This window comes from Enhydrobacter sp. (assembly GCF_030246845.1).
Classification (GTDB): domain Bacteria; phylum Pseudomonadota; class Alphaproteobacteria; order Reyranellales; family Reyranellaceae; genus Reyranella.
Genome location: NZ_CP126889.1, coordinates 1,561,875 through 1,575,258, shown reverse-complemented (window position 1 = coordinate 1,575,258; position 13,384 = coordinate 1,561,875). Strand labels below are relative to the sequence as shown.

Sequence of the window (13,384 nt, the reverse complement as noted above, 5' to 3'; positions counted from 1 at the left end):
TCGATGGCCACTGACGGGACGGCCGAGCATAGCTTGCCTGGCCGGGCCAAAGCCAGTGGCGCATTCCAGTGTCGACGATCGAACGGCTGCTCGACGAGCTTCCAACAGGAGATCCGTCGAGCATCCCTTGTCCGGTACGGCCGGCAGCGACCGCTAATGTCCAACGGCGCTCGAGGCAACCGTGTCGTTCGGATGCTGGATCTTCCGCGCCTCGTCATAGTCCCGCATGGCACGATCCTCCTCCCCCTTGGCGCGGTAGGCATTGCCGCGGTTGAGGTAGGCGTTGGCGTCCTTCGGGTTGAGCTCGATCGCGTGGTCGAAGTCTGCGATGGCAAGGTCGTACTGGCCTTTGTCGGTGTAGGCCTTGCCGCGGTTGATGAACGACACCGAGTCGTTCTTGTTGAGCCTGATCGCGTGGTCGTAGTCCTGGATGGCAAGATCCAGCCTCTGCTTGCCGTGGTAGGCGTTGCCGCGATTGAGGAAGGCGTTGGCGTCCTTCGGGTTGAGCTTGATCGATTTGTCGAAGTCCTTGATGGCGAGATCGTACTGGCCCCTGTCGTTGTAGACCTTGCCGCGATTGATATAGGTCACGGCGTCGTTCGGGTTGCGCTTGAGCGCCTGGCCGTAGTCCTGAAGTGCGCGCTCGTCGTCCCCGAGGGCGCGATATGAGTTGCCGCGATTGAGGAAGGCGTTGGCGTCCGTCACGTCGAGCCTGATAGCCGAGTCGAAATCCTGGATGGCTCGCTCGTACTCGCCCTTGTCGTTGTAGACCTTGCCACGGTGGAGGTAGGCGAGCGCGCCCAGCGGGTTGAGCTTGATCGCCTCGTCGTAGTCCTGGATGGCGTGTTCGGCATCGCCCTTGCCGCGGTACGAATTGCCGCGATTGAGATAGGCGTTGTACGAGAAGGGATCGAGCTTGACGGCGCGGTCGAGCTCGTGGATGGCCGCTTCCCATTGCCCCCTGTCGTTGTAGGTCTTGCCGCGGTCGATGAAGATGACCGAATCGGGCACGGGCCCCGCCGCGGCCACCAGCGCGCCGGCGGTCAGCACACCCAGAACGGGCAGGACCGCGATGCGCCCTGCCCAGCCGCGCCTGACGGTGCCCTTGGCGCCGGAAGCGGACATGCGACGCCATGCGGTGCGTCGAACCGAAGTGAAATCGCCCATGACATCCTTCCCACACTGCCGCCGCGCAGCGGAGGACGGTCATGCAAATGCGAGTTTGGCCGTACCCGACGCGACGTCTTCCACACCCTCCGGCTCGATGGCCGGACGTCGCGAATCAGAACCCCTTCCGATCGCGCGCAACTGGAGAGTAGGGTGCGCAGTCGCGCCCGTGTGTGACGGCTTGAGGCGAAAGTTGTGTTCGAAATGGCGCGGAGGCACAGCGCCTCCGCGCCGGCCGTAGTCAGCGCAGCGGCTCAAGGATGCTCACATAGTTCGCGACGGCGGCGCCGCCCATGTTGAACACGCCGCCGAGCTTCGCCTCGGGGAGCTGCAGGCCGTCAGGCGCCGAGCCGGAAAGCTGCATCGCCGTCATCACGTGCATCGAGACGCCGGTGGCGCCGACGGGATGGCCCTTGGCCTTGAGCCCGCCCGAGACATTGACCGGCAGCTTGCCGTCGCGCTCGACCCAGCCTTCATGGATGGCCCGCTCGCCTTCGCCTGGCGCCGTGAGGCCCATCGCCTCGTACTCGATCAGCTCGGCGGAGGTGAAGCAGTCATGGCTCTCGACGAAGGAAAGGTCGAGCAGGTCGAGCCTGGCGGCGGCGAGTGCACGTTGCCAGGCAAGCTGCGGGCCCTCGAACTTGATGATGTCGCGCCGGCTCATCGGCAGGAAGTCGTTCACGTGCTCGGCGGCGCGGAAGGCGATCGCCTGCTTCATGGCGAGCGCGGTCGACACGTCGGCGAGCACGACCGCGGCGGCGCCATCGGTCACGGGCGAGCAGTCGGTGCGCTTCAGCGGACCGGCGACGAAGGGATTCTTGTCGGAGGGATTGCGGCAGAAGTCGTAGGTGAACTCCTTCTGGAAATGCGCGTAGGGATTTCGGGCGCCGTTCCTGTGTGCCTTGACGGCGATCTTGGCGAGCGCATCGGACTTGTCGCCGTAGCGCTGGAAATAGGCCGAGGTGATCTTGCCGAAGATGCCGGCAAAGCCCGCCTCGATAGTCGCCTCCTCGGCAACATAGGAGGCCTTGATCAGGACGTCGCCCGCCTGCGCCGAGTTGAGCTCGGTCATCTTCTCGACGCCCACCACCAGCACGAAGCGCGCCTTCTTGGCCGCCAGCGTGTTGAGGCCCATATGGATCGCGGCCGAGCCGGTGGCGCAGGCATTCTCCACGCGGGTCGACGGCTTGAAGCGCAGGTCGGGATGGGTCTGCAGGGCGAGGGAGGAATGGAACTCCTGGCGCACGAAGCCGCCGTTCATGTTGCCGACATAGATCACGTCGATGTCCCGGGGCTCAATGCCGGCATGAGCGATCGCCTCGCTGGCCGCCTTCACGATCAGCGATTCGCTCGTCTCGCCGTCGAGCTTGCCGAACTTTCCGTGGGACCAACCGACGATGCAGGCCGTCATGGGACACTCCTCGATGCTTTGCGCGTGTACCTACACACTTATATAGGGGCGGCCGCCGGGCAAGCCCGGCCGCAGGAGATTTGCTCATCCCCGCCCTCGCGGCCCGGCTTTGGACGAGCCCTTCAACCGCCCAAATTCCGCCGTTGCGACAGTGTTGACTGGGCCGAAAATTGGAGCCCAATTGATCGATGGCCGACACCTCGCCACCTCCCGGTCCTGCCGAACCGTCCCGCCCACGCTGGCCGCTCATCCTGGGCGGGCTGGTCGGCGGCGCCCTTCTGGTCGCGGCCGGGCTCGGGCTCGGCTGGTATCTCTTCTACCGGCCGATTGTGAATGTCGCCGTGCAGTTGCCCGCGCCGCCGCCGCCTCCCGCACCGCCGGGGCCCGACCAGAAGGAAGTCAAGGCGCTGCAGGATCAGATCGACAAGCAGAAGGCCGCCAACAAGCAGATCGAGGAGCAGATCGCCGTGCTCAAGGAACGGCTGAAGGCCGACGTCTGCACGATCAAGGATCCGCTGGGCAAGACGACGCCGGCGCCCGAGGCCGCGCCTGGCCACAAGACGTGATTCGGTCTCATCCCGAGCGTCAGCGAGGGACCCTTCGGGACGCACATAAAAGGTCTCTCGCTTGCGCTCGGGATCACACCGGATTTGAGGCGGATATCCTCACTTTACTTCTTTGAAAGCTGCTCGAGCGCCTTCCTGGCTTCGACGTCGTTCTGGTCGGCGGCCTGCTGCAGCCAGCTCTTCGCCTTGGCCGGATCGGCCGGCACGCCGGCGGCGCCCATGGCATAGAGAAGACCGAGCTTGCGTTGCGCCTCGGCGTTGCCGGCAAGGGCCGCCCGCTCGTACCAGTCGGCGGCGCGGGCGCCGTCGGGCGTGAAGCCGGTCTTGGGCCTCGGCGCCAGCGGATCGAAGAATTCGGCGATCTCGACTTCCGCCTGCGGATTGCCCGAGGCGGCGGCCTGGCGCCAGACCAGGAAGGCACCGGCGAGGTTGCCGGCGGCGGCATACTCCTGGCCTTTCGCCAGCATCGCTTCGGCCGAAGGCTTGGTCGCGAGATATTCGGCCACCGTGTCGCGGATGGATTTCGCCGGCGCCTCGGCTGGCGTCGCCGCGGGAGCGGGCGCAGGCGTCGTGTTCGCGGGCGGCGCTGTCACCGCCACCTGCGTGCCGTTCTTCTGGAAGTATGTCGTGTAGGCGTAATAGCCCGCCCCCGCGACGACGATCAGGGCGAGCGCAGTCGCAAGCCAGCTCACGATGCCGGAGCGCGCCGGCGGCGGGGCTGGCTCGCGCGCCGCGCGTAGCTCGGGAATCGGCCGCGGCGGCTCCGCCGGTTCGGGCTCGAAGGGCGGCGCCGGCGGTGGCTGCACCGTGGGCGGCGGACGGCGGAAGCGGAACGGCGACTCCTCGACCGCCGGCTTGCTCGTCGGATCGACGGCGCCCGAGGTCAGCATGGCGGGCCAGGCGACGACGGTCGAGGCGACCACGCCGATGTCGGGCTCCTTGATGCGCAGGCGCGCCGTCGCGATGCCGGCCAGGCGATCGCAGATGGCGGGCCCGAGATGGAAATCGAGCATGCCCTTCACGCGCACGACCTGGTCGGGCCGCAGCCAGGCCTCGGTGCGGCGCCAGCCGTCCTCGCCGAGGTGCGAATCGGGACCTTGCTGGCGCTGGATCGAGAGCGTCAGCCCTTCAGGCGGCGCATCGAGGTCGCCCACGCGCAGGATGGCGTGACCGGGGGTCGGCTGCGGCACGACGGAGGCACGGACCGGCAATGCAGCCCCCTTACGCCGGCACGGCGCGCAGGATCGCGCCTAGGCGCTCGTTCTGCTCGGCCGTGATCTCGCGGCCGCCCTCGTAGCCCACATTGTCCATGGCGAGCTGAAGGAAGGCGCGCATCCAGTCCTTGCAGTAGTCGGCATAGATTGCCGCCGGATCCTCGCTCAGCACCGGACCGTCGACCGGCGGCGGCGGGCTCTGGAACACACGGCGCGTCGGCGAATTGGGCGGCAGGCCAGGGCGCTGCTCGAGCGGCAGGCGGTCGAAGCCGAGCGCGCTTACATAGCCGTTCAGCGCCGATGCGGCGGTGCGCACCTGGCGCTCGGCGATGTCCTCCCACTTGGCGTTGGCCGCGTTCTCGAGCGCACGCACGTCGAGCGAGAGCTGGTCGATGAGCTTGAGCCGGTGCGCGCCGACCACGAGCTCGTCGATCAGCCAGCCGAGGTGCTGACGATCGACGCCGAAATGCGACAGCACCTTGTCGTCGGCCCCGATGCGCCGCATGTTCTCGAGCCAGTACTCGGCGGCCTCGTGCGCGAAGCGTTCGGCGCGGTCCTCGAGAACGCCAGCAGGCGGGGCGGCGCGGCCTTCCTCCTCGCCGAACACATCGGCGAAGATCGCGCCGAGATCGACCGTGGCTCCGGTCGACTGCGTCACCTGATTGGCCTGGCGGCCGTTGCGGCCGTCCGGCGCCTCGGTCGATTGCGCCGTCGAGATGCGGAAATAGATGTCGCGCAGGGCGTTGTCGGCCACCTGCAGGGCGGCGATCAGCTCGCCGAAAAGCTGCTGCTGGATGCAGCTTGCAAGGCCGCGCAGCACGGTGTGGACCAGCTCGCGCTTCTTCGCCCGGGCGTCGCCGTCGGAAGCGCTGTGGAAGCCGGCGAGACGATCGACCAGCCGGCGGACCTGCACCTCGAGCTGGCCGCGCACTTGCGACCGCTTGATCGCCGGATCGCAGACCGGGATGAGATTCTTCACCAGGTAGGAGACGCCGCCGTCGTTGGCCTTGAACGCCTCGTCCCAGGCCTGTGCCGGATTCATGAAATGACGCTGCACGTCGAAGTTCTCGACGAAGTGACGGCGCAGCTCGATGGCGCGCTGGGCGAAGGCCTCGGCGACACCCACCTCGCGACCGTCGCGATAGTCCATCAGGCGCTCGTCGAGGACGGTCGGATTGCGCAGCCAGAAGGTGTGGTCGAACGGTCGTCCGTTCCAGTTGGTGGGCCATTCGCCGCGGAAATTGTTGACCAGCGAGTTGTTCAGCCGCGCGCTCCAGCGCAGTCGGCGCGACTCCTCGGTCTCGCCGGCTTTCTGCTCGAACTCGCGGTCCATCTTGGTCAGCACCAGGAACAGCGCGTTCCTCTGCTTGGCGCGCTCGGCCGGCGTGGCGCCGATCGTCTGGTCGATCCACGCCGCCATCATGTCCGACAGGTCGCGGACCTCCTGGTTGCCGTCGGGAATGCAGAGCAGCATGGCCGACAGCTCGCGCTCGGCCGAATAGCGCTGGAAAAGATAGGCGACCTTGCCGCGCAGCAGGAGCTCGCGCAGCGGGTTGGCGCCTTCCGCCACGCCCTTGGCCTTGGCGACATCCTGCAGGTTGGCGAGCTTCAGGCGCGACCGCGCCCCGGGGAAATCGAGCAGGTCGGTGTGATCGAAGAAGTCCCAGGGCTTCTCGTTGATCGCGACATTGAGCTCGGCCGTGAGCGCACAGACCAGCGAGCGCGGCAGGCGCGCATCCTCGGAAACCGCGCGATCGGCCTGCTTGGGGCGCACCAGCAGCGTATCGCCGGCGTCGGCGCCGAGGCGATCGAGCGTGAGGACATCGATGATGCTCTTCTCGCGCGGGATCAGCGCATCCATGCCGAGCAGCGCTTCCGGCGCAAAAGCGAGCTTCTCGAGTCCCTCGTAGAGGGTGAGATAGAGCTCTGTGAAGGGCTGGAAGTCGTACCACAGCACCGACCAGAGCTTGGCGCGGTCGCGTCCGGAGAGGCGCGGTGCGAGCTCGATCGCCTCGCGCCAGTACTCCGTGCGCAGCTCCGACGTGACGCCGGCGAAGAAGGTGTCGAAATACTCGATCAGGTCGAGGACATCGTCGGCATCGAGATCGCCGGGCGGCGCCGGCATCACCTTGCCGCGCAGCTCCGCGAGCCGCTTGCGGATCGCCGTACCGTCGGGGCGCTCGAAGGCCGCCTTCTGGTGATCGAAGTCGAGCAGGAAGGAGTTGCCCAGGATCTTGACGATGTCGGTCTGGGTGAGCAGCCGCACCCGCACCGGGAAGTCGGGCGCGACGTCGCTCAGCCCCAGACCGAAGCGGGTCACCAGGCCCGTCGACTCGCGATTGCCCGGCGGATTGATCTCGCGCAGGAAGTCGTAGGTCCTGTCGGCGAAGCGCGCCTGCAGGGGGTGGCCGTCGCGGCTGGCCAGGATCGATACCAGGTAGGATTTGCCGGCCTGGCTCGGTCCGAACACGCCGACGCACATGCGCCGGCGCGCGGCGCGGGCGAGCTTGCGGCTCTGGTTGCGAACCTTCTGCAGCTCGCTGATCAGCGACGGCGCCTGCTGCGCCACGGTCGGCGACTGGGCGGCGGCGCCCTTCAGCCAGCCGACGCCCTCGCTCGCGGCAACGGCCAGCGCCTCGCAGTCCTGAGCCAGCTTGAGATCGACAGTATCCATACCCTTACCCGGTCTTGAGCATGCCCGTGTCGAGCCAATAGCCCTCACGGCGCGGCAACGTCTGCAGTCGGAGCGTCAGCCGGTCGAGGGCGACGGCGCGGCCGTCGCGATTCACGACCTGACGCAGGCGGAAGCGCTCGACGTCCGTCGAGTCCTTGTCCTTGGGTTTCACGCGTGCGAGTGCGATCTTGAACGGCGTCTCGCGTGCATGACGTTCGGCGTATTCGGGCCGCGCGAACTCCAGCGCGTAGAGCCGCGCCGCCGGCCAGCGCGCGAGATCGAGCTGGCGCGCGCCGAGCCACATCGGCCCCCGGAATTCGAAAGTGGCCTCCGGCAGCTCGTACTCGCGATTGTCGAGATCGACGTCGCGATAGACGAGGTCCTCCTTCTGCAGCCGCCCGCCGCCGTCGAGCTTGCCGATGAAACGGGCGATGCTCCTGGAGCGCAGCAAGTCGGAGCGGAAGGAGAAATCCGGAAGCTGGGACTGGGCGAGGGCGGCGATCATGGCGCCGACCGCCACCGTCGTCTTGGGATCCTCGACCCTGAGCCGGGCGTCGCGGAACGGATACCAGGCGCCGACGCGGTATTCGTGCAGCGCGATCACGCGCTCGGGCGGCAGCGGCAGGAGCTCCATGAGGAGGGCGCGGATACCGGGCAGGCGCGAGGGCCGGCCCGACAGCAGCAGGATGTCGCAGTCGTAGGCGTGGACGATCTCGGCGAGCGGCGCCAGCACCCGCGCCATCTCGGCCCGCACGGTCTTGTCGAGGCCGGGCAGGTCGACCGGGAACACCGTCGTCCTGAGGTCGAAGTCCTTGGCGCCGCGCTTGCGCGCCGCCTCATTCACGAAGGCCACGACCTCCTCCGACGGCCGGGCTCCGCCGGGAAAGAACGAGTCGTACGGCCGCGGTTCGGCAGCGAGTACACCCGAGGTCGGATCGTAGGTCTCGGCCGCGTTCAGGAGCTCGAGGGCGATCGGATGGGCGATCTGCAGCGCGAACTGCTGGCGCAGATTGCGCTGGATCACGTCTTCGCCGCCGCGATCGCCGCCCACCAGCTCGGCCATCAGGTCGGCCGGATTGGCGATTCCGGCGGCGCGCATCACCGACTCGATGGGCGGAAGCACGTGACTCTGCACGACGCGCAGCAGGATGTCGTCGCCCGCGACGTTGAAGCCCTCGCGGAACTTCTGCTCGGGGAACAGCGTGACCGAGGTGCCGGCGCCCTCGAGGCGATAGTTGTTGACGATGAGGTCCGTCGTGCCGCCGCCGACATCGATGCTGGCGATGCCGAGCGTGCCGTCCGCCGGCTTGCCGCGCGGCTTGCTCGCGATCTCGAAGAACCGCCGCGCATCGCCGCCGAAATTGCGCGCCACCTCGGTGTAGAGATAGACGAGCTGCGTGCAGCTCGCCTCGTCCCAGTCGGTGAGCACGCGCGGGGCCGGGGCGTCCGCATCGTCGAGCTTCCAGCCCATCATCATCCAGACCAGATCGCGCGCCGCCTCGGCGCGCCGGCGGAAGATCAGACGCTCGGCGAGCGGCATGCCGGTGGGCAAGGTGAGAACGATGCGGCGCAGCCGTCGCGGTGTCTCGGCATGCGCACGACGGCCGCGCTGCTGCGGCGAGTTCATGAGCGTCAGCGCCTGCAGCAGGACCTCCGACAGCACGAAGGTCATGATCGAGGAGCGCGAATAGAGCGGCTCGAACACCGGCAGGTGATCGGCGCTGTCGGCTTCCGGCTCGACGAGATGAAGCGGCTCGCCCTTCTGGTTGATGAGCTGCGCCATGGGGCCGGCGGCGGCCGGCATGGCCGTCTGGTCCTGGGCATAGGCGATGTTGAAGCGCCATTCGCGCGCCTGCGGATCCTCGTCCCACAGATAGCGCTTGGGGCTCGACATGCCGGTATTGCCCTCGGTGCCGCGGCGGCGCGCAGCCAGCCGCGTCGCCTCCGGCCCGACGCGCGTCATGGTCGGCCAGACGAAGGCGTCGGCCCGGCCGCCCATCCGCGACAGGTGATTCTTGCCGAACCAGGCCTGGGCGAACTCGACGCGCGATTCGAACGGCTTCATGTGCACGCTCTCGGGATGCGAGAGGTCGCGCAGCGCGAGCTCGTAGGAGTCGTTCAGGTTGACGCCGAGCTCGCCGGCCGCCTCGATCAGCAGCCCGCAGGTGCGCGAGTTGCCGACATCGAGCACGAGGTCGACCTCGATCGCGCCGCGCCCCGGACGCTCGGCGTCGCCCACCAGCTTGATCGGCGGGAACGGGACCGCTTCGGCGAGCAGGCCGAGGAAGGCGAGATAGCGCGCGCTCGCCTCCTGCGGCTTCTGCTTGATATCGCCCTCGATCTCCTCGAGCGTGGCGCGCGGGTGGAGCTCGCGAAACAGCTCCTCCAGCCACTGGTTCATCCAGCCTTGGCGCAGAAGCCAGTGATTGGCGCGCTGCTGCGGCGCGAGCGCGAACAGGGCGCCCGACGTCACGTCCTTTGACGAAGGAGCGAGATAGGCGCGGCCCTCGGCCTCGGCGATCAGGCCGGTGTCGAAGGCCAGCACGGCGCGGTAGCGATTGCCCTGCTCGTCGCGGAAGCCTTCGCCGAAGCGCGCCTCGAGATCGACCACGCGGATACGCGCCCAGTCGGCCGGCCCCTCGCGGAACTGATTGTTGGGCCGCACCTGCAGGAACGGCACCGGCACCCATTTGTCGAGGAAGGGGGCAAGCGCATCCTTCGCCGTCACCACGAGATTGGGCTCGGCCGGACGGCGGCGGCCCGCTTCGACCACTTCGTACTGGCCGCGCGCCTCGTCGAACTCGAGCTGCACAAGATCGTCGATCGCCTTGGTCGCGGCGCTGTCGTGGAAACCCCATTCACGCACGCGCAGGCGCGCCAGATCGAATCCGAAATCGAGGAACTGGATGCCCGAGCGGGCGATCAGTGTCGTCGGACTGGGATAGCTCGGCAGGCGGGCGAGATCGCTCATGGATGCCTATGCGGAAGAAGCCTGTGCAACTGGGGTTTCAAGTCTATGAAATCAACGACCGATCTGCACGCTGTAGCTGCGCTTGTCGCCGGGCTGGCTGCCGTTGCATTGAGCGACGCCATCCTTGCCGATCTCGCAGTTGACGATGTTGCGGGCATAGGTGCGGCCGTCGGTGCATTTGGGATTGGCCTTTTCCTCGATCACCAGCTTGCCGTTGTCCCAGCGTGCTTCGGCGGGCGCCTCGCAAGTCGATCCGTCCTGCTGCACGAAGCTCACCTTGCCCTTTCCCTTGTCGTCGAGCGTGTACGAAGGGTGAAGATTCTTCTCGCCCTGAGAGGTGGCGAGGCTGGTGCGCGAGCGCCAATCGCCCTTCAGAAAGGAGAGGTCCTGCTTCTGCTTCGCCTCGGGCGGCACCACCATGGGCTTCGGCTCGTTCTTCTTCTCTTTTTGCGCCGCTTGCTTGTTCTTGTCGGGGCCATGCGCGCCTTTCTCGTCGGCGGCCGTCTTGTCGTCAGGCCCGTGGCCCTTGTCCTTGTCTGCGAGGCCGAGGTCGGCGCTGTTCTTGCCGTCGGCTTCGGCGTGCCGTTCGATCGGCGTCTCGCCCGCGGTTCCGACGATCACGCCGCCGGGACCGACGACGCCCGCGGCACAATTGCCGCCGCGCCGCGCCACCTCGTCGGTGAGGCGCGCCAGTTCGAGACGCAGGGTCTCATTGTCCTTGATCAGCGTGTCCATTCGCGCCTGCTGAAGCGCGGCCGGCTCACGCACCGAGAAGGCGAGCGCCCGGTCGCGCGCCGCCGCCGCGAGCCGCGGCTCGATATGCGGCAGGTAAGGGCGCACGATCCAGGCCAGGACCGCCAGCAGGAGCAGCAGGAAGGCGGCGAGCAACAGCCACTGCCACCAGGTCGAGCGCGCACCCGAGCCGACAATCGCTGCCGCCGGCGCGGATGCGACGATGGCCTCGGGTGGCGGCGTCGCCGGCATCGGCGGCTTGGGCGGGCTGGCGAGGAAGACGCCGGGCAGCGCGGCGTCGGCCGAGAAGCCCCAGAACGTCATGACCGGCCGGCCATCGACCACGTACAGCGTCTCCTCGCCCGGCGCCGTCAGCGCATGGCGCAGGAGCTTCGCGAAGTTGCGTTCGGCGCCCGAACGCTGCGGCGCCTCCATGGCGTCGGCAAGATGGGCGAGGTCGGCATGCAGGCGGCGGACCTTGTCGAGCAGCGCGGCGCGCTCGGCCTCGCCGAGATCGGCGAGCTGCCGTACCTCGCCGTCGAACGGCGCGTACCAGTCGATGCGGCGGCCCGAGGGATCGACCTCGGGAATCGCCAGAAGATCGGCATGCTCGCGCGACAGCCGCTGCGCGATGGCGGCGCGCAGCTGGCCTGCGGCGTGCCATACCGGATCGCCGCCGAGGCCGAGGGCGCGATAGCGCTGAAGCGGCTCGCTGCTGAGGAGGGGACCGGCCATCTCAGCTTCCGATCAGCGTCCGCCGCGCGGGCAGGACATGGCGTAGGTCCATCGCGTACCCCACATCTCTCCTGTTACGATGACGTCCACGGAATAATCCCCGGCCACCGGATTCCAGTCGAACCCGAAGCCGCCGCGCCCGCTGCGCGGCCCGCCTGTGCCCGCGATCACCTGCCCGCGATAGACGACCTTGATGTCGTCGGGCTTCACATAGAGGTTGTAGTTGATCGCCACGAATCCGGGCTTGTCGCCGAGATAGTGCCGGTTGCGCGTCACGCCTTCGCCGCCCGAGTCGCCCGACCAGTCGCAGGGCAGCATGCCCGGCGGCGGCCGGCTGACCGGCGGTGCCGTCGCGTGCTGTGGCGGCGGCGCGGGAGGTGGCGCTTTGGCGACCGGGGGCGGCGGGGGCTTGGGCGGCGCAACCGGCTTGCACTGCTCGACCTTGTGCTTGAGGTCGGCCTCCAGCGCGGCGAGCTGCGCCTTCAGGTTCTTCTCGTCGGCCTGCGCGTCATCGAGCGATGCCTTCAGCGTCGGTGTGGGGTCGGGAGGCGGTGGCGGCGCGGGGGGCGCCGGCGTCTCCAATGTCGCGATGCTGGTCGCCGGATCGACCGGCGCGCAGGCGCGCAACAGCCATGACGCGATCAGCAGCGCAAGCAGCAGCAGGAGCCCGAACAGGAGCGCGCCCAACCAGGGCGACAGGTCCCACCGTGCCGCCACCGGAAAGGCCGGCGCGCTGGCGAAGGTGGTGGCGGGGGCGGATGCCGCCGCAGGCAGTGACGGCGGTGCGGCGGCCAGCAGGCTCGCGGCCGCGTCGGCTTCGTAGCCCCAGGCGGCGATGACGGGCTGGCCGTCCACCAGGTAGATGAAATCGTCCGACGGCCGTGTCGTGGCGAGATGCAGCGACTGGCCGACGAGGCGCGCTTCCTCGCTGGAGGGGGAGGCCGCAAGCTGGCTTCCGAGGCCGCGAATGGCATCGAGGTGCGCCTCGACCGCGCGCAAGGTCTCGCTGCGCTCGGCCTCGCCAAGCTCGGCAAACCGGCGGACTGGTCCCGACCGCGCGGCATACCAGTCGATGCCGTCGCCCGACTCGCGCAATTGCGGCTCGGCGAGCAGGTCGGCCGGCCCGTCGCCGAGACGGCGCCGGACGACCGACAGAAGCTGGCCGGCGACCGCATGCAGCGGCTCGCCGCGCACGCCCAGTGGCCGGACGCCCAGTCTGGTGGTGAGGATCAGGGTCGGGCCTTGGCCCATTCTTCGCGTACGCCGTTCAGTGGGAAGCCAGCATATCAGCGGCGAATTCGACTTGTTTATGGTGTGGTTGGGCGCTCACAGACTTTCGATCTGCGAAGGGAAAAGAGTATTGCGAATGCATCGCAATCGCATCATGCTCTGCCCGCAATCCGGCGGAGGAGTCCATGAAAGTCACGTCGCAGCAGAGCGTCCGGCGGCAAGGAGACGTCGGGCGCCAGAGTTGCGGACGCGCCGACTGCGCCTGCGCCCTGCCGATCGGCGAACGCTTCGTGCTGTGGGCCATTCGGCAATGGCAACACGACCGGACGCTGCCGACCGAAGGATCGGCACTCCATGGAGGCTTCAAGGTGGCCGGCGTGCTCGATGCTCTACCCGATTTCGCAATCGCCATGGACGCCCTTTTTTTCGGCCCCCGGCGCATCCTCGGGGTGCACTTGCCGACCTGCTCGCAGGTGAGCCGCGACGAGGCGACCATTGTCGCCCTTTGTGGCCTGGCGCAAGGCGACCATGACGGTCCGCTCGGCGCATCGCTCGATGTCCTTGTGGTGCCGTCCGCCGCACGGGTCGCCGCCGAGCGTCTGAAAAGCTTCACCGCGACCCTCGGGCGCGCCGGCTTGCGCCTGGCGCCGCCTGCCGGCGAGGCCGGTGCGCTGATCAACTGAC

At 68.1% G+C, this 13,384-nt stretch carries 9 protein-coding genes; 2 read left to right on the top strand and 7 right to left on the bottom strand.

Going from position 1 to position 13,384, the window contains the following annotated elements; translation table 11 throughout:
* Positions 1–153: 153 nt before the first annotated feature.
* Together OJF58_RS07945 and OJF58_RS07940 are read right to left on the bottom strand one after the other, a co-directional pair.
* Entirely contained in the window at positions 154–1,125 is a 972-nt protein-coding gene (locus tag OJF58_RS07945) for a tetratricopeptide repeat protein (protein WP_300783335.1), read from the bottom strand.
* 283 nt (positions 1,126–1,408) lie between these two features.
* Entirely contained in the window at positions 1,409–2,578 is a 1,170-nt protein-coding gene (locus OJF58_RS07940; RefSeq protein ID WP_300783334.1) for an acetyl-CoA acetyltransferase, read from the bottom strand.
* Positions 2,579–2,766: 188 nt separating this feature from the next.
* Here OJF58_RS07940 and OJF58_RS07935 point away from each other — a divergent pair, with 188 nt between their 5' ends.
* Entirely contained in the window at positions 2,767–3,144 is a 378-nt protein-coding gene (locus OJF58_RS07935; RefSeq protein WP_300783332.1) for a hypothetical protein, read from the top strand.
* 104 nt (positions 3,145–3,248) lie between these two features.
* On the opposite strand, the gene OJF58_RS07930 is transcribed toward OJF58_RS07935, so the two are convergent.
* Genes OJF58_RS07930 through OJF58_RS07910 form a run of 5 tightly spaced genes read right to left on the bottom strand, consistent with a single transcriptional unit; the run spans position 3,249 to position 12,721 of the window.
* Positions 3,249–4,355 carry a tetratricopeptide repeat protein gene (locus OJF58_RS07930; protein ID WP_300783330.1) on the bottom strand — a complete coding sequence of 369 codons (1,107 nt, stop codon included), beginning with the start codon at positions 4,353–4,355 and terminating at the stop codon, positions 3,249–3,251.
* A gap of 10 nt (positions 4,356–4,365) precedes the next feature.
* Positions 4,366–7,032 carry a virulence factor SrfC family protein gene (locus OJF58_RS07925; protein WP_300783328.1) on the bottom strand — a complete coding sequence of 889 codons (2,667 nt, stop codon included), beginning with the start codon at positions 7,030–7,032 and terminating at the stop codon, positions 4,366–4,368.
* Between the two features lie 4 nt (positions 7,033–7,036).
* Positions 7,037–10,003 (bottom strand): virulence factor SrfB, encoded by a 2,967-nt coding sequence (locus OJF58_RS07920; RefSeq protein WP_300783326.1) that lies wholly within the window; start codon positions 10,001–10,003, stop codon positions 7,037–7,039.
* A 51-nt stretch (positions 10,004–10,054) separates the two neighbouring features.
* Entirely contained in the window at positions 10,055–11,470 is a 1,416-nt protein-coding gene (locus OJF58_RS07915; protein ID WP_300783324.1) for an SrfA family protein, read from the bottom strand.
* 12 nt (positions 11,471–11,482) lie between these two features.
* Entirely contained in the window at positions 11,483–12,721 is a 1,239-nt protein-coding gene (locus OJF58_RS07910; protein ID WP_300783322.1) for a hypothetical protein, read from the bottom strand.
* A gap of 164 nt (positions 12,722–12,885) precedes the next feature.
* On the opposite strand from OJF58_RS07910, the gene OJF58_RS07905 reads away from it, so the two are divergent.
* On the top strand, positions 12,886–13,383 hold the full coding sequence (locus OJF58_RS07905; RefSeq protein ID WP_300783320.1) for a hypothetical protein: 498 nt from the start codon (positions 12,886–12,888) through the stop codon (positions 13,381–13,383).
* Position 13,384: the final 1 nt, after the last annotated feature.